This window comes from Acrocarpospora sp. B8E8 (genome assembly GCF_039871605.1).
GTDB lineage: Bacteria > Actinomycetota > Actinomycetes > Streptosporangiales > Streptosporangiaceae > Acrocarpospora > Acrocarpospora macrocephala.
Genome location: NZ_JBDPLV010000030.1, coordinates 64,094 through 82,475, shown reverse-complemented (window position 1 = coordinate 82,475; position 18,382 = coordinate 64,094). Strand labels below are relative to the sequence as shown.

The window sequence follows — 18,382 nt, the reverse complement described above, 5'->3', positions numbered from 1 at the left end:
AATGCCTCGGAACCAGGCGCAGGGCCCTCCCGGGAATGCCCACGCTCCGCTCCGCACCCGGTACACCGACCTGATCGGAATCCGCCACCCCATCGTCCAGGAGGGAATGGGGCCCTTCACCACCGCACGGCTCGCCGCCGCGGTGAGCGACGCGGGCGGACTCGGCACCGTCAGCGTCCCGGGCACGGCTGGCGATCTCCATGCGGGCGCCCGCCGGCTCCGCGAGCACATCGAGACGTGCGCGAGCCTCACCGACGCCGTCTTCGCGGTCAATGTGCCGGTGGGCCGCGGCAGCGACGGGGAGATCGCCAAGTTCTCGCGCATCTACATCGACGCCGTCCTGGCCGCCCGTCGCGCGGACGCCGGGCTGGCGCGTCAGCTGCGCGTGCTCACCACCTCCGCGGGGTTTCCGAAGGGTCTGACCAGGCGACTGCACGATGAGGGGCTGATCCACCAGCACAAGGTCGGATCGACCCGGCACGCGGTCAAGGCGGCCGAGGCCGGAGTCGACGCCGTGATCGCCTCCGGACTGGAGATGGGCGGGCACGCGCCGACGAGTGGCATGCACACCTTCGTGCTGGTCCCCAACGTGGCCGACGCCGTCTCCGTGCCCGTGCTCCTGTCCGGCGGCGTACGCGACGGGCGAGGGCTCGCGGCGGCGCTGTGCCTGGGCGCCGACGGCGTCGCCCTCGGGACCCGGTTCGCGGCCACCGTCGACAACATCGACTGGCACCCCAACTACGCGACAGCCGTGCTGGCCGCCGGCGAGGGCGACGACTTCGTGCTCGACGGCGTGTTCGGACCGTGCCGGGTGCTCCGCAACGCGGGCTCCTCGTCGATCGAGAAGCGGGGCGAAGAGGGCGAGCGGGTCACTCCCGCGGAGAAGATCGAAGCCATGCGCCGGGCGCAGCTCGACGGCGACGTCGGGGACGGCCTGGTCCTGCTGGGCCAGGTCGCCAGCGGCATCGACGATCTGGTCGCCGTGCGGGACCTGGTGCCGCGGATGGCCGCCGAGGCCGCCCGGCTCGTCCCGGAGATCCGGCGGACCGCGCCGGCGCGGCAGGGTGAAGGAGAGTCCGAATGACCTGGGACGGCGGGATCACGTGGACCCCGGAGCTGAACGAGGACGAGCGACGGTGGCAGGCGGTGGCGGAGCGCCTGGCGGTGGATCATTTCGCCGCCCGCGCCGCCGACATCGACGCCTCCGGGAAATATCCGTGGGACAACGTCGAACAGCTCAAGGCAGGCAGACTGACGGGACTCATGCTCCCCCGGGAGTACGGCGGCGAAGGCGCGTCGCTCGCCACGGGGTGCGCCGTGGCGGAGACGATCGCGCGCGTGTGCGCGTCGACGTGCACGATCTGGAGCTCCTATGCGATCGGGGCCCTGCCGGTTCTCTACGCGGGCACCGAGCACCAGAAACGCACCTATCTGCCGGACGTCGCCGCCGGCCACGCCATCGGTTTCGCCCTCACCGAGCGGCACTCCGGCTCGGACCCCTCGAATGTCCGGACGTCCGCGGCACGCGGGGACGGGGGCTGGGCGCTGCGCGGCGAGAAATGGCTGGTCGGCAACGGCGGTCCGGCCACGCGCTACACCGTGTTCGCCAAGGCCGGCTCCAGCGGGAAGCTCACCGCCTTCCTCCTCGACCGGAACGGCGACCGGCTGGTGATCGACGATTACCAGGACAAGATGGGGCTGCGCGGGACGACCACCAGCAACCTGAAGATCGACTGCCGGGTGCCGCCGGATCGCCAGGTCGGCGATCAGGACCGTGGCCTGGCTCTCGCGTTGCGTACCCTCAACACCGGCCGGGTCCTGGCGGCGGCGCTCGCCTGCGGCATCGGCGAGTCGGCCTTCCGGCTCGCCGCCCACCGGGCCGTCACGCGCGAGGCGTTCGGCGGCCCGATCATCGACAACCAGGGCATCTCGTTCCGGCTGGCGGACGTGGCCGCGGAGCTGTCCGCGGCCCGCATGATGACCTGGCAGGCCGCCCGCAGCGGTGGGGACGGCGGGCCTGATCGCCGGCTGTCGTCGATGGCCAAGCTCTACGCGAGCGAGGTGGCCCACCGAGCGGTGGACACGGCGCTGCAGGTGTTCGGGGCGGAGGGCTACGCCAAGCCGCACCCCGTCGAGCGGGCCTACCGGGACCAGCGGGTCCTGGAGATCTTCGAAGGCAGTTCGGAGATCCAGCGCCTGAGCATAGGCCGGGCCATCGCCGGCCATTACGCCCACAACACATAGTTTGACGAAATCGCCTGGAATTGTTGAGCCCATTCATGTTGAAACTTACTTCGGCACCCGAGATAATTTGCGATGATTCAGAAACCTGATAATTACCGGTTCGGCGAACTGCTGGCCCGCCCGCCCGAGGAACTGACCGTCGACGAGACGGCGCGGGCGCTGCGCATCCCGATCACCACGCTCGGCCATACGCTGCGCGTGCGCACCGCCGGCCTGCCGATGGCCCCCGCCCAGGCCCGGGTCCTGAGTCAGCTCTCGGCCGGGGACGCCCTGACCGTCTCCGTGCTGGCCCAGTCGCAGGAGCTCGCCGTCTCCTCGATGACCGAGGTCGTCGGCCGGCTGGCCGAGGCCGGGCTGGTCACCAAGACCGTCGCCGCCGAGGACCGGCGCGAGGTCAGGGTGGCCATCACCGAGGAGGGCCGGCGCCGGCTCAGCACGGTTGTCGAAGCGCGTACGTCCCTGCTGGTGGACCGGCTGGAGTCGTTGAGCAGCCCCGAGCAGGAGCGGCTCGCGGCAGCCCTGCCCGCGCTGTGGAAGCTCGCCGAACTGGATCCCGAGATCTGGCCACGCCTCGCCGCGAAGCCGTACCGGCAGCCGCGGGGAAACGCGAACGGGGTGGAAGGTGCGCATGGCTGAGAGTCCGCGCCGTTCGAAAGTGGCCTCGCCCGAGCAGGCCGCCGCGCTGGTGAAGTCCGGCAGCGTGGTGGCGCTGGGCGGCTGGACCTTCTACAACACCCCCATGGCCGTGCTGCGGGCCGTCATCCGCGGCGGAACCCGTGGGCTCCACCTGGTGAGCAGCCCCGGAGCCATCGGACCCGACGTGCTGATCGCGGCGGGGTGCGTCGACCGCATCGCCACCCCCTTCATCACGATGGAGCAGTTCGGGTTCGCCCCGGCCTTCCGCGCCGCCGTCCAGGACGGCACCCTCCACGTGTCGGAGATCGACGGGCCGGGCCTCGCGGCGTCGCTGCGCGCCGCGGCCGACGACCTGCCCTTCGGCCTCATCCACGACCTCGGCACGGACCTGCCCAGCGTCAACCCGGAGTGGTACCGGCCCTTCGACCACCCCTTCAACGAGGGTCAGCGGCTTTTCGCGGTTCCGGCCGCGACACCGGACGTGGCCCTGGTCCACGCGCAGCGGGGGGACGAGTACGGCAACCTCCAGTTCCTCGGCGCCACGTTCTTCGACCAGCTGATCGCGCGAGCGGCCCGCACCGTGATCGCCACCGTCGACGACCTGGTCGGCGATGAAGAGCTGCGGCGGAACCCGAAGCTCACGAAGATCCCCGGGTTCATGGTCGACGTCGTGGTGCCGGTGGCCAGGGCGGCGCATCCGTGCGGAAGCCAGGGTCTCTACGGGCCGGACCTCGCCCACCTGGCCGAGTACGCGCGTCTGGCCACGACGGAACGGGGCCGGGCCGAATATCTGGACCGCCATGTCCACGGCCGTGTCGAAGCCGAGGTGAGGTGAGATGGGAACGACCGGGATCAGCGCGGTGTCCACTCAGGAGTTCTTCGCCGTGCTGCTCGCCCGCCGGCTCAGCGACGAGGCGGTCGGCATCCTCGGGACGCGCTCGGAGGTGGCGGCGGCGGCATGCGCGCTCGCGCGGCTCACCACGGCTCCCGGGCTCTGGTTCATGTCCGGCCCTTCGGGGGTGGTCAATCCGCGCCCGCACGACCTGAAGCCGATCGCGGACGAGGCGCTGATCGAGGACGCGGAAGCGCTGCTGGACCTGACCGACAACGTCGATCTCATCGACTGGAGCCGCCGGACCTTCGACTTCGCGGTCCTGGGCGGCATCCAGGTGGACCGGTTCGGCAATCTCAACACCGTCGCCGCCGGCGACTGGGCGAAGCCGAAGGTACGCGGGCCGGGTGCGATCGGCGCGAGTGTGCTCGCCGCGCACGCGCGGGAGTTCTTCATCGTCATGCACGAGCACACCACCAGGAGCTTCCGGCCCGTCGTCGATTTCGTCTCCGCCGTCGGCTTCGGCCGTACCGGACGGGAACGTGAGCGGCTGGGCCTGCCCGGGCGCGGTCCCAGCCTGCTGATCAGCCCGCTCGGCACATTCGACTTCGCGGCGGACGACCACTCGATGCGGGTGCGGACCGTGCACCCCTGGTCCTCCTTGGCGGAGATCAGGGAGCGCACCGGTTTCGACCTCCTCGTCCACGACGAGGTCGGCGAGTCCCCGGCTCCGACGGAGGCGGAGCTGAGGTTGCTCAGGACCGTGATCGACCGGACGGGCGTGCTGCGGCGTTGACCGGGTGGCTGACGAACCATCGTTCACCAAGGAGAGTTTTTTGAGTGGAAAGTTGAACGGGTCTGTCGCGATCGTGACCGGGGCCAGCCGAGGCATCGGCGCGGAGATCGCCAAGGTGTTCGCCGCCGAGGGCGCCGCCGTCGTGGCCGCGGCACGATCGACCAGCGAGAGCCCCGGCCGGCTGGCCGGCACGCTGGACGAGACCGTGGCCGCCATCAATGACGCGGGCGGCCGGGCGATCGCCGTGGCGACCGACCTGGCGCGGCCGGAACAGCGGGAACGACTGGTCCGCGAGGCCGAGCGCGAGTTCGGCGAGGTCGACATCCTCGTGAACAACGCCGCCGTCACCTACTTCACCCCCGTCGCGGACTTCGGGTCGCAGCAGGCCGAGTTGATGTTCGCCATCGGTGTCCACGCTCCCCTGCACCTGAGCAGGCTCGTGCTGCCCGGTATGAAGGCGCGCGGCCGAGGCTGGATCTGCAACATCACCTCGGATGTCGCCCGCCATCCGCGCATACCGCCGAGCCGCTGGGGCGCGATGGGAACCAGCACGGTCTACGGCATGTGCAAGGCCGCCCTGGAACGCCTCTCCACCGGCCTCGCGGCCGAGGTCTACCACAGCGGCATCGCCGTGAACGCCCTCGGACCGGCCAGGGTCGTCCCGACCCCGGGAACCATCTTCCACGGCGTCACCAGTGCGGGCGATCCCCGATCCGAGAGCCCGGACGTCATGGCCCGGGCGGCGCTCGCCCTGTGCAGCGCCGATCCCGCCAGAATGAGCGGCCGGATAGCGCGCTCGCAGGACCTCCTCGACGAGATCGATGCCGAGACGGCGCGGGCGGCGGCCGATGTCTGAGCAGCGAGGGCGGGAGAACGGCGTCTTCGAGGAACTCGGCTGGCTGCACGGCCTGCGGGTGGTCGAGGTGACGACGGGCGTGGCCGCGCCGCTCATCGGGCGAGTGCTGGCGGAACTGGGCGCCGATGTCGTGAAGGTGGAGTCCCGGGCCAAGCCGGACGTGAACAGGGCGCGAGTCCCCCGGCCCACCGATCCGGAGGGGTATCCCGCCCACGAGGCCTTCCAGCTCCTCCACGAGGCGAACGCGGGCAAACGGAGCATCACGCTCAACCTCAAGACACCGGAGGGGAAGGACCTGCTCCGCCGTCTCCTGGGCGACGCGGACCTGTTCATCGAGAACTTCGCCCCCGGCTGGCTGGAGCGGCTCGGCATGCCCGTGGCGGACATCCTGGCGGAGTTCCCCCGGCTCGTCGTGGTATCCGCCAGCGGCTACGGGCAGACCGGACCGCTGCGGACCCAGCGGGCCTACGCGCCGGTCATGACCTCGCTCGCGGGCATCGAAGGCTTGATCGGCTACGACGACGGCGAGGTGATGGGCGCGTCCGCGCTGGCGCTCGCCGACCTGAACTGCACGTTCAACGGCGTCTTCCTGGCCCTGTCCGCCCTCTACGGCCGGCGGAACACCGGCCGCGGGCAACATGTCGACATCTCGCAGACGGAGGCGTGCGTGGCCCTCATCGGGGAGGCCTTCGTCGAGCGGCAACTCGACCTGGGCACGCCGTCGCCCCGGGGGAACGTCGGTCCGTCCGGAGAGCGCTGGTCGCTCCTGCGGGCGGACGGCGAGGACTCCTGGGTGGCCGCCGCGGGCGACGCCGGTGAGGAGGAGCGGACACCGCACGGCCGGCCGGACCGCGAGACGCTGCTGCGGAGGCTGCGCGAGCGCGGCCTGGAATGCGCTCCGGTCCTCACCCCCGACGAGGTCGCCGGGGACGCGCGTTTCGCCGAGCTGGGCTTCCTCCAGCGGGTCGAGCACCCGCATCCGCTGATCGGAGAGCTGCGCGTCACGAGTGTGCCGTGGCATCTCGACCACGTCGTGGCGCGGGTGTCCGGGCCCGCGCCGTGCCTCGGACAGCACAACGACGAGGTCTACAGCCGGTACCTGCCGGAGGGCACGTACGCCGGCTATCGGGAGAAAGGGGTGTTCCACTGATGGGCGCGATGCTCGACGGCACGCTGACGATCGAGGTCGGGCGCACCAGGGCCGCCGCCTTCGCGGGCAGGCTGCTGGCCGACGCCGGGGGCGACGTCGTCGCGGTGCAGGACGAGGCACGCCGCGCAGAACTGCCCAGGGCGGCCCGCCTCTACCTGGACGCCGGGAAGGACGTCATCACACGCAAGACCGGCAGCGACGCGATCCTGCTGCGGGAGCTCCTCCCCTACGCGTCGGTGTTCGTCACCGACCTGCCGCCGGGCGAACTCGAGCGAAGAGGCCTGGACTGGCCCACGCTGCACCGGCGCGCGCCGAGACTGTGCTACGTCCGGCTCTCCGCCGTCGGCTGGGACGACGGCGACAGGACGGGCGCGGCCGGAGAGATGAGCATGCAGGCCCTCAGCGGTCTGATGTACATGGTCGGCGATCCCCGGCGTGAGCCGCTGTCCCTCCCCTACGGGATCGGAGCCACCCAGCTCGGCCTGCACGGCGCCGCCGCGGCCGCCGCCGCGCTCAACGCGGTGGCCGAGTCGGGCGAAGGACGGCTGATAGAGATCGCCGGTACGAACGTGCTCGCGTCCTATGTGCGGATCTACGGCGCGGTCGCCGCGTACTACGGGATCCCGCTGCGCCGCGAGGGCCGCCGCGCCCCCGGCTCGGGTGGCCGCTTCCCCTTCGGTCTCTTCCCCTGCAAGGACGGCTACGTCGCCATGATCTGCCGGAGCGCGCGGGAGTGGGACAGCCTCCTGGCGATGATGGGCAACCCCGAGTGGTCGCGGCAGGAGCGCTACCAGGACCTCTACGCGATCGCCATCGAGTACCCGGACGAGGTCGACGAGCTGATCAGCCCGTGGCTGCTCGGCAGGACCAGGGACGAGTTACAACGGCTCGCCCAGGAGTACGCCGTCCCGGTCGCGCCGGTACGCGCCGTCGAGGAGGTGCTGGACGACGCGCAGCTGCGGCGCCACCGCGACTTCTTCGACCACCTGATCACCAGCAGCGGCGAGGCCCTTCGCATCCCGGGCCGCCCCTGGGCCTCCGGATCGCGGGTGTTCCGCGAACACCAAGCCGGCCTCGTCGACGCGCTGACCGTCGCGGCACCCGAATCCGCCCATGACTGAGACGCCCACGAGAACCACTGGAGGCACCCCGATGCACGACGACCCGGTCCTGCTCGAAAAGCACGGTCCCATCGCGCGGTTGATTCTCAACCGGCCGGCGAAGGGCAACGCGCTGACCTTCGCCGACGCCGAACTCCTGACGGACCTGCTGCACGAGGCCGAGGACGACGACGACGTGAAGGTCATCATTCTCCAGGGCCGCGGCCGTTCCTTCTGCGTGGGGCACGACTACGACGACGTGGTGAAGGTCTACCAGCTGGACAAGAAGGACGCGAACGGAAGGCACGTACGGCTGAGCCAGCGGGCCCGGCTCCAGATCGACCGGCGCCTGGCCGAAGGCTATATGGCCTTCCAGTACGCCATGAAGCCCGTCATCGCCCAGGTGCAGGGGAACTGCGTGGGCTTCGGCATCTACCTGGCGGAGCTCGTGGACCTCGTCGTCTGCGCCGACACGGCCCGGTTCAGCCACGCCGAGCAGCGCCTGGGCTTCGCCGGCAACACCTGGCATCTCAACACGCTGCTCCTGCAGTACGGCCCGAAGAAGGTCAGGGAGATGATGCTGTTCGGCTCGGAGTTCGATGGGATCGAGGCGGCGAGGATCGGCCTGGCCAACATCTCGGTGCCCGAGGAGGACCTGGAACCGACAGCCGAGGAGTGGGCCCTGCGGGTCGCCAGGAACCCGAAGGACGCGCTCATCACCGGTAAGGCGATCCACCAGATGGCGCTCGACTCCCTGGGCGCGACCCAGCAGTTCACTCGCGGCTATGTCGGGCACACCCTCGGCACGAACCTGTCGTTCGAGAAGGACGAGTTCAACTTCTTCCGCGAGCGTCGTGACGCCGGGACCAAGCAGGCCTACCGGAACAGGGACGCCTGGTTCACCGAGCCGACGCCCTCGAACTGACAAGCGTACGGGGAGTATTCGCGATGAGCGCGCATTCAGCCGAGTCCGGCTTCACCGCACAGGGCCCCATCGTCGGGGTGCCCCGCCGGCCCGTTTGGGGGCGGGAGGTCGTGACCGAGGAGGTCCGCGGCCGGCCGTCCCCGGTGTACCGGGACCGGCGGCGGTCCGTGGCGGAGCTGCTGCTCGACAGCCGCCGATGGCCGGACCGGATCCACCTCGTCCAGAGCCGGCACCGGCTGACCTTCGCCGAACACGAGCAGACCGTCGTCCGGGTGGCCGCATGGCTGCGGGATCAGGGGATCGGCCCCGGCGACCGGGTGATGCTGCTGGCCCGCAACAGGCTTGAGCTGGGCGTCTGCTACTGGGCCTGTCACCTGCTCGGCGCGGTCGTGGTGCTGGGCAACGCCTGGTGGAGCGTCCCCGAGGCGTCCGCGTTGATCGAGAAGATCGCACCCCAGCTGGTGATCACCGATCAGGCGACGGCTGACCGGGTTCCCGGCGGGGTTCCGTCCGCCGGCCTCGACGAGGTCACTCCCCTGCTCGACGGCGGGCCGGCGCCGGAGTTCCCGCTGCCCTGTCTCGACGAGGACGCCCCGGCCCTGGTGCTCTTCACCTCCGGCAGCACCGGAACCCCCAAGGGCACCGTGCTGTCCCAGCGCTCGGTCGTGAACAACCTGCAGAACCTCCTCGGCAGGAGCAGGCGGCTGCCCACCGACCTCCCCGAGGACCACCCCAGCACGGTGAGCCTGATGACCGTCCCCCTGTTCCACCTGGCGGGCATCCAGGTGCTGATGAGCCCGCTCCTCACCGGAGGCCGGCTCGTCTACCAGCCGGGACGTTTCGACGCCGGAGAGGTGCTCCGCCTCATCGAACAGGAGCGGGTGCAGACCTGGGGAGCGGTCCCGGCCATGGTGGTGCGCGTGCTGGAGCACGCGGACTTCGCCCGCCACGACACCTCCAGCCTGCGCTCCATCGGGCTCGGCGGCTCGGCCGCGCCGGCCGGCTTCAACGAGCGGGTGCGGGAGGCGTTCCCCGACCTCAAGGGCGGCGGCGCCAACTCCCTGTACGGCATGACCGAGACCGGCGGGCTCCTGGCGATGGGAACCGCGAAAGAGCTGGCCGCGCGTCCCGGCTCCGTCGGCAGGCTCATGCCGGTCGCCCAGATCCGTATCGCGAACCCGGACGAGGACGGGGTGGGCGAGATCCTGGCCCGCAGCCCGGGACTGATGAGCGGATTCCTGCCCGAGGAGGAATCCCCGGTCGACGCGGACGGCTGGTTGCACACCGGCGACCTCGGCCGCCTCGACGACGACGGGCACCTCTACCTGTCCGGCCGGAGCAAGGACATCATCATCCGAGGCGGGGAGAACATCGCCTCCGCGCGGGTGGAGGAGGCGCTGGTGGCCCTGCCGGCCGTCGTCGAAGCCGCCGCTCTTCCGCTGCCCCACCCGGAGCTGGGCGAACAGGTCGGCGCCGTGGTGGTGATCAGGAACGGCGCGACCGTCACCGCCGAGGACCTCCGCTCCCAGGTGTCCGGGGATCTCGCCAGGTTCCAGGTCCCCACCCGCTGGTGGATCCGCACCGAACTCCTCCCCACCAACCCCCAGGGCAAGGTCCGCAAGGCAGAGCTCCTGGCGACGTGGCAGAAGGCGGGCGACATCGACATCGTCGACGCGGCGCCGGAATCCACCGAGCTCAGTCCGGAGGTGGCGTCATGACCGTCGGTACGTCGTTCGAGCATCGCGGCGTCATCGTGACGGGCGCCGCCCAGGGGCTGGGCCAGGCGATCGCCGAGGAGTTCGCCGCGCACGGCGCCCTCCGGAAGATGACGCCGGACCAGTGGGACAGCGTCCTGGACGTCCATCTCAGGGGAGCCTGGCTGATGATGCGCGAGGTCGCCGGGCCTTTCCGGGAACAGCGGAGGGGCGCGATCGTCAACATCTCCTCGATCGTCGCCAAGACCGGCGGCGTCGCCCAGGCGCACTACGCCGCCGCCAAGGCCGGGATCATCGGCCTGACGAAATCCGCGGCGAAGGAGTGGGCTCCCTTCGGAATCCGGGTGAACGCCGTGCGGCCCGGCCTCTTCCGCACCCCGGGGGCGGCCGCCATGTCGCCGGAAGCGTGGCGGAAGCGCGTCGACGAGACCCCGCTCGGGAGGGCCGGCGAGCCCAGGGAACTGGCGAACGCCGTGCTCTTCCTGGCTTCCGATCTCTCCTCGTTCATCACCGGCGCGGTGCTCGAGGTCACCGGCGGCAGGGACATGTGACCACGAGCGGGTCAGACATAACGCCGGGACAGGAGGACGGCGACGCAGGCGGGCTTGGGTTCGTCCTCGACCTGCACGGTGAGGGTCGTCTCCAGGTGGACGCCGCCCGGCACCTCCTTCACCGTGCCGACCACCGCGCCACCTCGGACCCGGCTGCCGACGCGTACCGGCGCCGGGAACCGCACCTTCTCGGTGCCGTAGTTGACCCCCATCGAGAAGCCCTCGAACGCGAGGAGCCGGCCCATGAAGATCGGCATGAGGGACAGGGTCAGGTAACCGTGGGCGATGGTGCCGCCGTACGGGCCGTTCGCGGCCCGCTGCGGGTCGACGTGGATCCACTGATGGTCACCGGTCGCCTCGGCGAACCGGTCGACGCGGTCCTGGTCCACCAGCATCCACTCCGACCAGCCGAGGTCCCTGCCGGCGAGATCCAGCGCCCCCTGGACGCCTTTCGCGACGATCGGCTTCGGGACCGTGCCATCCGCGCTCATCCTGATTCCTTTCTCTCCGGGTCGAGGCGCACGACCGCGTCCAATGCGCGGACAGCCCCGGAGGTGGTGACGACCAAGGGGTTGACGTCGAGTTCCCGCAGCCGTTCGCGCGCGCCCCAGGCGAAGGCCGCCACGCTGGCGACGACCTCGGCGACGTCACGTACCACCTGCGGCTGAGCGTGCCCGAGGACCGAACGGCAGAGCGCGTCGATCTCGGCCCGGCCGAGTGGCAGGAGCCGGAACCGGACGTCGGCGAGCTCTTCGACACGCGAGCCGCCGGTTCCGAGCGCCAGGACGAGCCCGAAGGTGTCGTCCCCGTGGACGCCGACGAGCAGCTCGCGCTCCGGTGCCACCATTTCGGACACCAGGACCCCGTCGAGGTCGGCGCCGGGGACGGCAGTCCGTACAGATTCGAGGATTTCGCGGAACGCACGGTCGAGCTCGTCCGGTCCGGCCACACCGAGCCGGACGCCGCCGGCGGCCGCCTTGTGCGGCACGTCCGCGGAGACGATCTTGACCGCGACCGGGTAGCCGATCTCTTCGGCCACCCGGCGGGCCTCCCCGGGCGTTCGGGCCCGGCCCTCACGTGGCAGCGGCAGGCCGTGCTCCGCGAGGAGGGCCTTGGAGTCCGCCTCGTCCAGCACACCGGTCAGCGCCGTGTCGAGTTCGACCCGGCCGGTGGATCCGGCGCCGGTCTCAGGACGGGGAGGCGGTTGGGCGACCCGGTTCCATCCGTGCAGCGCCCGCACGCAGGAATCGATGCTGTCGAAGCACGGAACGGTCCCCGCCGCACGGAGCCGGCCGACGAACTCCGCGTTGTCCGAACCGCTGTACCACGCGACCAGGAGCGGGATGCCGGCGGCGGACGCGGCGGCGAGCAGGTCGTCCGTCGTGGTCTCGGCGGCGGCCCGGAACCGGGACGCGAGGGGGACGACGATGGCGTCGACCGAAGGGTCGGCGGCGACGACCTTGGCGACCTGCTCGAACACGTCCTGGCGGCGTTGGGTCGCGCCCGCGGTGTCCACCGGGTTCGTCATCGCGCCGAGCGGCAGTTCCAGCGCCCGCAGGCCCTCCTGCGTCGACTCCGCGAGCAGGGGGACGTCGAGACCAGCCTTCACCAAGGCGTCCGCTGTCACCGCACCGAGTCCACCCGAGATGCTGATCACGCACACCCGGCGCACCGGCGTCTCGATCGGACCCGGCCAGGACAGGAAAGCGATCGGCGTCTCGATCAGGTCGTCCAGGGAAACCGCCTGCACCGCGCCGGCCTGCTCCAGAGCGCCGCGGTAGAGCGCGGGCAAGCCGGCCAGCTTCGCGGTGTGGCTCATGGCCGCCCTGGCCCCCACGTCGGTCTCGCCGACCTTGTAGACGACGACCGGCTTGCCGGCTTCGCGCGCCGCCCGGCACGCCTCGACCAGGGCCCGCCCGTCGTGGGCGCCTTCGAGATAGAGCGAGATGACGCGTACGGCGTCGTCGTGCACGAGGGCCGAGACCACATCCGCGGCGGTCGTGACCGTCTCATTTCCGGTCGAGATGATATGCGACAGTCCGACCCCCCGGTCCGCCGCCCGCGCGGCCAGGCTGCCGGCGATGGCACCGCTCTGGCTGACCAGGGCGAGCCCGCCCGGAACGAGGTCCGCGGACTCGAGCGAGGCGAAGTTCCCCACCCAGGCCCCGCTTCCGAGGTTCACCATCCCGAGGCTGTTCGGCCCGCAGATCGTCAGGCCGTGGGCCGCGGCGAGCTCACGCAACTCGGCTTCGTGTCGCCGGCCTTCGACGGTGCCGGTTTCGCCGAATCCGGAACTCAGGATGACGAAGGCGCGGATGCCGGCGGCGGCGCATTCCGCCACCGTGCCGCTGACCCGGGCAGCGGGCAGCGAGATCACCGCCAGGTCGTGCGGCTCGGGCAGCTCGCCGATCGTGGGTACCACCGGCATCCCGTCAATAGGCTCACCGGCGGGGTGCACAAGCGAGATCCGCCCGGTGAACCCTCCTCGGCGCAGGTTCTGCAGCACCGCGTATCCGCCGACCCTGCTCTTTCCCGCGCCCGGCCTGCTCACCCCGACCAGCAGGACCGACGCGGGGTTCAGCAGGGCCGCCAGCCCAGGCCGGACTCCCTCGGCCACGACCTCAGCCACGACGCCTCCAGAACGGCAGGGCCAGACCTTCCGCGACACGCACGCCGTAGACCTGCACCGGCATGCCGATGGTCACATCGTCGACCGGCACATCCGTGACGTTGCCCATCAAGCGGACCCCTTCAGCGGTCTCGATGATCGCGACGACGTACGGCAGTCGTGCCTTGTGGTACGGCACACCGGACTGCCGGATGATCGTGAAAGTGTGCACCTCACCGTGGCCGGACGCCGCCTGGAAGTCCGGCCGCCCATCGACCGGGTACAGCTCGGGCGGCCGCGGATAGTGCTGCCAGCGGCCGTCCGGGAAGCGCTGCAGTACGAACTCGCCGCGGTCCAGGGCCTCGAAGAACGGTCGCGATACCGCGTCGACCTCGGGCACGGGCAGGCCTGAGCCGATCGCGTCGACGACGTCGATCATCGGATGGGTTCCCTTCCGAGCAGTGTGACTCCGATACAGGACAGCCAGCCGCCCGACCCGGCGGCCAGCGCCACCGAGCAGTCCGGCACCTGGAGCCGGGCCTTCCCGCGGAGCTGTCGCACGGCCTCGGTCAGCAGGAAGATCCCCCGCAGGCCGGGGTGGCAGGAGGAAAGCCCGCCACCGTCGGTGTTCACCGGGAGCCGGCCACCGTGGCGGATGTTGCCTTCTTGGACGAAGGAGCCGGCCTCGCCGGGCGCGCAGAAGCCGATTCCCTCAAGCAGCATCAGCACCGTGATGGTGAAGCTGTCATAGAGCATCGCCATGTCCACGTCAGCCGGGGTCAGGCGGGCTTCGCCGAAGGCGTCACGTGCCGCGCGCACCGCGCCCGAACTGGTGAAGTCGGGCATCTGCATGGGATTCCAGTGGGTCTGCGCCGTGCCGGTGCCGAGAATGTGAATCGGCTGGGCGGGCAGGTCGGCGGCCCGTTCACGGGTCGTCATCACGATGGCTCCGCCGCCATCGCTGATCACGCAGCAGTCCAGCTTGTGCAGCGGGTCGGCGATCATCCGGGATCCCAGCACGTCGTCCACGGTGATGGGGTCCCGGTACATGGCGTCGGGATTGGACCCGGCGTGGTGCCGCATGTCCACCGCCACCTGCGCCATCGCCGCCGGGGATGTCCCGTAGACGTGCTGGTGCCGCTGTGCGATCAATGCGTAGGAGCCGACCGTGGTGTTGCCGTACGCGGCTTCGTACTGGCCCCAGGTGGCGGGCTCGCCCGCGGTGGCGGGGCCGGTGCCCAGGCTGCGCCCGGACCGGCTCAGCAGGTCGGACCCGTACGTCACGAGAACGGTGTCCGTGTATCCGGCCCGGATGGCGGCCGCCGCGTGCTGGACGTGGTATTCGAAGGACGAGCCGCCGGTCCACGCCCCGGAGAGGTAGCGGTACTGAACACCCAGATACTCGGCGATGTCAGGAAGCCGCTCGTTGGCGCAGATGTATCCGTCGACGTCGGCCATGGTCAGGCCCGCGTCGTCGAGCGCCCGGGCGGCGGCGAGGGCATGGTGCTGGCGCTGGCTCAGGTGGGGCACCTTGCCGAGTTCGGACTCGCCGATCCCGACGATCACCGGTTCTCTTCGGGTATCAGGCATTCGCGCGTTCCACCTTCAGCTCGGCCTTCTCCGTGCCGCGCACCGGTACCGGCTCGGGGGCCTGCTCCAGCAGCCCATGAATCAGCTCGTCCAGCTCGGCGCCTTCCCACTCCCGTTCCTGCTCCACGGTGACGTCGAACGTCCAGCCGCCGAGCAGGGCCATCCGGCCGCCGGTGACCGAGAAGACCCGGCCGGTGACATCCTGAGATGTCTCGCCGGCCAGCCATGCGACGAGCCTGGATACGTGCCGGGGGTCGTAGCGGTCGAAGTCATCGCCGTCGGTCATCTGGCTCGCGAAGAGCGTCTCTGTCATCCTGGACCGGGCGATCGGGGCGATCGCGTTGACCGTGACGCCGTACCGGGCGAGCTCCGCGGCCAAGGCCAAGGTCAGCCCGGCGATCCCGGCCTTGGCGGCGACGTAGTTCGCCTGTCCGATGTTGCCGAACAACCCCGCTCCGCTGGTCGTGTTGATCAGACGCCACGACCCCGGCCGGCCCGCCTTGTGCAGTCCCCGCCAGTGCTCGGCGGCCCGCCGGGAGACGCAGAAGGTGCCGCGCAGGTGCACGGCGATGACGGCGTCCCAATCCTCGGGCGAGAGGTTGACGAACATCCGGTCGCGCAGGTTGCCCGCGTTGTTCACGACGACGTCCAGCCGCCCGAACGTCGAGATCGCTCCGTCGACGATCTGCCCGGCCGCGTCCCAGTCGGACACGTCGCCGGTGTCGCTCGACGCCAGGCCGCCGGAGGCGCGGATCTCCTCGACGACCTCCTCGGCCAGTGCGTGGCCGTCCTCGGCCCTGCCGACGTCGTTCACCACGACCGCGATTCCGCGGCGTGCCAGCTCGAGCGCGTGGCTGCGGCCGATCCCCCGCCCCGCGCCGGTGACCACGGCCACCCTGGCCGGTCGATCCTGCGACATGATTGTCATCTCCTCAAAGGGCGAGGGACTTCGCGATGATCAGCTTCATGATCTCGCTGGAGCCGCCGTAGATTCTGGTCACCCGGGCATCGGCGTACAGGCGGGTGATGTCGTATTCGAGCATGTAGCCGTAGCCGCCGTGCAGTTGCACGCAGCGATCGACGACGCGCCCCTGCACCTCGGTGCAGAACAGCTTGATCTTGGCTGCGTCGGCGGCGTCCAGCCGTCCGGCCAGGAGCTCTTCGATGCCGCGATCGAGCAGCACCTGCGCGGCTTCGAACTCGGTCTCACATTCCGCGAGGACGAACTTGGTGTTCTGGAACCGCGACAGCTTCCCGCCGAAGACCTCGCGATTGCGCACGTACTCGATCGTGGTGTCGATGGCGGCCCGGGCCTGGGTCACGGCGGCGACCGCGATCTGCAGTCGTTCGACCCCGAGGTTCGAGGTGAGGTACTCGAACGCCCGCCCTTCCTCGCCCAGCCGATTGGCCACCGGAACGCGGACCTCGTCGAAGAAGAGTTCGGCGGTGTCCGTCGCGCGGAACCCGAGCTTCTCCAGTTTGCGGCCGCGGGTGAAGCCCGGCATCGCGTCCTCGACGACGAGCAGGGTCAGCCCGTGCCGGCGATTTTCCGGATCCGCCGACGTCCGGGCGACGACGATCACGAGATCGGCGTTGATCCCGCCGGTGATGAAGGTCTTCGCGCCGTTGAGGATGTAGTGGTCACCGTCGCGCACGGCCGTGGTCTGGATTCCGGCGAGATCTGAACCGGTGCCTGGTTCGGACATGGCGATGGATGTCATCAGCGCGCCCGAGGCGATTCCCGGCAGCCAGCGTGCCGCCTGCTCCGGCGTACAGAGTGACAGGTAGTAGGGGGTCGTCACGAACAGGTGCACCGGGATGCCCCCGAGGGGGGCGCCCAGCTTCGCGGCCTCCTCCATGAGGACGTAGGGGAAACGGATGTCGTCGACGCCTCCGCCGCCGTGCTCGACCGGGACGGCCGTGCCGAGCAGCCCCTGCTCGCCGGCGCGGCGATAGGCGTTCTTCGGGATGAGCCCGGCGGCCGTCCAGGCCGCGGCGTTGGGGGCGAACTCCTTTTCGAGGAAGGAATGAACCAGACCGCGGAAGTCCTCGTGGTCCTGCTCGAAGAGGGATCTGCGCACTACCTAATACCTCCTCAACCGGATAAACCGGGAGAATCGAGTCGTCGTGGGCGCTATGCCGGAGGTCAGCCCTGGTAGGGGCCAAGCTCCTGGGCGGCGCGCTGAGCGAAGGAAGGATTGACCGAGTCCTGCAGCGTCATCGACGGGTTCGTCAGCCAACCGCCCGCTTTGAAGAAGTCCAGGTCTCGCTGCAGGCTCGACATGTTGAGCTCACCGTCGGGGCTCACGCCGTTCACGACGATCTTGCGCAGCGTCTCCGCCGGGGTCGACGCCCGCTCCGACAAGATCCGGATCACCTCGTCCGCCTTGGGGCCGGTCAGCTTGCCGTCCGCCCCGATCGCGTCGTTGAAGGCGCGTGCTCCCTGCAGGTACGCCTTCATGAAGCGCTGGGCCGCGGACTCCTGTCCGAAACGTTCCCCGAACAGGACCACGCTGGTCTGCTGGTCGGGATAGATCGTGTCCGACTCGGGGAGCCGGACCGCGAAACCGCTGTCCACCGCGGCGGTGGCGAACGGCTCCGGTGTCACGCTGGCCACCACGCTGCCGTTCTGCAGGGCCGCGAGGTGCTGGGAACCCGTGAGGTAGGTCCGTTTGATGTCCTTGAGCGTGAGACCCGCACCCTCGAGGCCGGCATTGAGGAACGCGGACGTCGTCGAACTCTCCGCGTAATCCGCGACGACTTTTCCTTTCAGGTCCTTCATCGATTTGACCGTGCCACTGTCGAACAGTCGCTTATCGACGAGGATCGCCTCGAAGCTGGTTTTGGGAAGAACTCTGCCTTTGTCGGCGACGATTCTGACCTTGACGCCCCGCTCGATGGCGTTGTACAGCGCCGCTGTCGGCCCCGAGGCCCCGACCTGAAGGTCGCCGGTGCCCAGCGGCGCGATCATGTCGCTGGACGAGGCGAAGTTCTTGAGTTCGACATCCAGGTTTTCTTGCTTGAAGTAGCCGAGCGCGTCAGCCAGATAGAACGGCGCGTCGCTCACCGCGCCGCTGATGCCTACGGTGACCGCCGTACTGCTGTCGGCCTCGGGGGCTGCCGAGCATGCACCGGCGACCACCAGTGCTGCCATCATCGCCGCGAATGCGCCGCCCGCGCGCGTAAATCCATTGTGCTGAAGCGTCTTCACTGTTTTTCTCCAAGAGCGCCAAATCCCCCGAGACTGACTGATCGTGGCGTGGGAACTTGATGGCCCCATTCACCGGCGAATCGTGTTGACCGCCAGGCCTGCGGCGTCGGCGCCGATGTGCTTCGGTACCCGAACCATGTGCAACTGTTACGTGCCCCGAACCAAATG

General features: G+C 70.1%; 18 protein-coding genes. 11 read left to right on the top strand and 7 right to left on the bottom strand.

Annotated features, from left to right (window positions below):
- Position 1: 1 nt before the first annotated feature.
- The 11 genes from ABGB08_RS27320 to ABGB08_RS27270 all read left to right on the top strand — a co-directional run bounded on the left by ABGB08_RS27320 (position 2) and on the right by ABGB08_RS27270 (position 10,805).
- Entirely contained in the window at positions 2-1,084 is a 1,083-nt protein-coding gene (locus ABGB08_RS27320; RefSeq protein WP_347595187.1) for a nitronate monooxygenase, read from the top strand.
- The gene (locus tag ABGB08_RS27315) at positions 1,081-2,244 is read left to right on the top strand and encodes an acyl-CoA dehydrogenase family protein (protein ID WP_347595184.1); all 1,164 of its coding nucleotides are present in this window, start codon (positions 1,081-1,083) and stop codon (positions 2,242-2,244) included. The genes ABGB08_RS27320 and ABGB08_RS27315 overlap by 4 nt, the downstream gene beginning before the upstream one ends.
- Positions 2,245-2,316: 72 nt before the next feature.
- On the top strand, positions 2,317-2,880 hold the full coding sequence (locus ABGB08_RS27310; RefSeq protein ID WP_347595181.1) for a MarR family transcriptional regulator: 564 nt from the start codon (positions 2,317-2,319) through the stop codon (positions 2,878-2,880).
- A complete protein-coding gene (locus tag ABGB08_RS27305) occupies positions 2,873-3,715 on the top strand; it encodes a CoA-transferase (RefSeq protein WP_347595178.1) in 843 nt (280 codons plus the stop codon). Before ABGB08_RS27310 ends, ABGB08_RS27305 begins: the two co-directional genes overlap by 8 nt.
- 1 nt (position 3,716) lies before the next feature.
- Complete coding sequence (locus tag ABGB08_RS27300) at positions 3,717-4,508, top strand: CoA-transferase (RefSeq protein ID WP_347595175.1); 792 nt, start codon at positions 3,717-3,719, stop codon at positions 4,506-4,508.
- Positions 4,509-4,548: 40 nt separating this feature from the next.
- Entirely contained in the window at positions 4,549-5,364 is an 816-nt protein-coding gene (locus ABGB08_RS27295) for an SDR family NAD(P)-dependent oxidoreductase (protein ID WP_347595172.1), read from the top strand.
- Positions 5,357-6,514, top strand: coding sequence for a CoA transferase (locus tag ABGB08_RS27290; protein WP_347595170.1), 1,158 nt, complete (start codon positions 5,357-5,359; stop codon positions 6,512-6,514). Before ABGB08_RS27295 ends, ABGB08_RS27290 begins: the two co-directional genes overlap by 8 nt.
- Positions 6,514-7,635 (top strand): CoA transferase, encoded by a 1,122-nt coding sequence (locus tag ABGB08_RS27285; protein WP_347595167.1) that lies wholly within the window; start codon positions 6,514-6,516, stop codon positions 7,633-7,635. Before ABGB08_RS27290 ends, ABGB08_RS27285 begins: the two co-directional genes overlap by 1 nt.
- Complete coding sequence (locus ABGB08_RS27280; protein WP_347595164.1) at positions 7,628-8,539, top strand: enoyl-CoA hydratase/isomerase family protein; 912 nt, start codon at positions 7,628-7,630, stop codon at positions 8,537-8,539. The genes ABGB08_RS27285 and ABGB08_RS27280 overlap by 8 nt, the downstream gene beginning before the upstream one ends.
- Before the next feature lie 23 nt (positions 8,540-8,562).
- Entirely contained in the window at positions 8,563-10,257 is a 1,695-nt protein-coding gene (locus tag ABGB08_RS27275; RefSeq protein ID WP_347595161.1) for a class I adenylate-forming enzyme family protein, read from the top strand.
- Positions 10,254-10,805, top strand: coding sequence for an SDR family NAD(P)-dependent oxidoreductase (locus ABGB08_RS27270; RefSeq protein WP_347595158.1), 552 nt, complete (start codon positions 10,254-10,256; stop codon positions 10,803-10,805). The genes ABGB08_RS27275 and ABGB08_RS27270 overlap by 4 nt, the downstream gene beginning before the upstream one ends.
- A gap of 11 nt (positions 10,806-10,816) precedes the next feature.
- On the opposite strand, the gene ABGB08_RS27265 is transcribed toward ABGB08_RS27270, so the two are convergent.
- The 7 genes from ABGB08_RS27265 to ABGB08_RS27235 all read right to left on the bottom strand — a co-directional run bounded on the left by ABGB08_RS27265 (position 10,817) and on the right by ABGB08_RS27235 (position 18,214).
- Positions 10,817-11,296, bottom strand: coding sequence for a MaoC family dehydratase (locus tag ABGB08_RS27265; RefSeq protein WP_347595155.1), 480 nt, complete (start codon positions 11,294-11,296; stop codon positions 10,817-10,819).
- Positions 11,293-13,434: an acetate--CoA ligase family protein gene (locus ABGB08_RS27260; protein ID WP_347595152.1), complete on the bottom strand. Its 2,142-nt coding sequence runs from the start codon at positions 13,432-13,434 to the stop codon at positions 11,293-11,295. Before ABGB08_RS27260 ends, ABGB08_RS27265 begins: the two co-directional genes overlap by 4 nt.
- Positions 13,427-13,852 carry an OB-fold domain-containing protein gene (locus ABGB08_RS27255; protein ID WP_347595149.1) on the bottom strand — a complete coding sequence of 142 codons (426 nt, stop codon included), beginning with the start codon at positions 13,850-13,852 and terminating at the stop codon, positions 13,427-13,429. Before ABGB08_RS27255 ends, ABGB08_RS27260 begins: the two co-directional genes overlap by 8 nt.
- Positions 13,849-15,003 (bottom strand): thiolase, encoded by a 1,155-nt coding sequence (locus ABGB08_RS27250; RefSeq protein ID WP_347595146.1) that lies wholly within the window; start codon positions 15,001-15,003, stop codon positions 13,849-13,851. Before ABGB08_RS27250 ends, ABGB08_RS27255 begins: the two co-directional genes overlap by 4 nt.
- A complete protein-coding gene (locus ABGB08_RS27245; RefSeq protein WP_347595143.1) occupies positions 14,996-15,922 on the bottom strand; it encodes an SDR family oxidoreductase in 927 nt (308 codons plus the stop codon). The genes ABGB08_RS27250 and ABGB08_RS27245 overlap by 8 nt, the downstream gene beginning before the upstream one ends.
- 13 nt (positions 15,923-15,935) lie before the next feature.
- Complete coding sequence (locus ABGB08_RS27240) at positions 15,936-17,084, bottom strand: acyl-CoA dehydrogenase family protein (RefSeq protein ID WP_347595140.1); 1,149 nt, start codon at positions 17,082-17,084, stop codon at positions 15,936-15,938.
- Positions 17,085-17,149: 65 nt separating this feature from the next.
- Positions 17,150-18,214 carry an ABC transporter substrate-binding protein gene (locus ABGB08_RS27235; protein WP_347595137.1) on the bottom strand — a complete coding sequence of 355 codons (1,065 nt, stop codon included), beginning with the start codon at positions 18,212-18,214 and terminating at the stop codon, positions 17,150-17,152.
- Positions 18,215-18,382 lie beyond the last annotated feature (168 nt).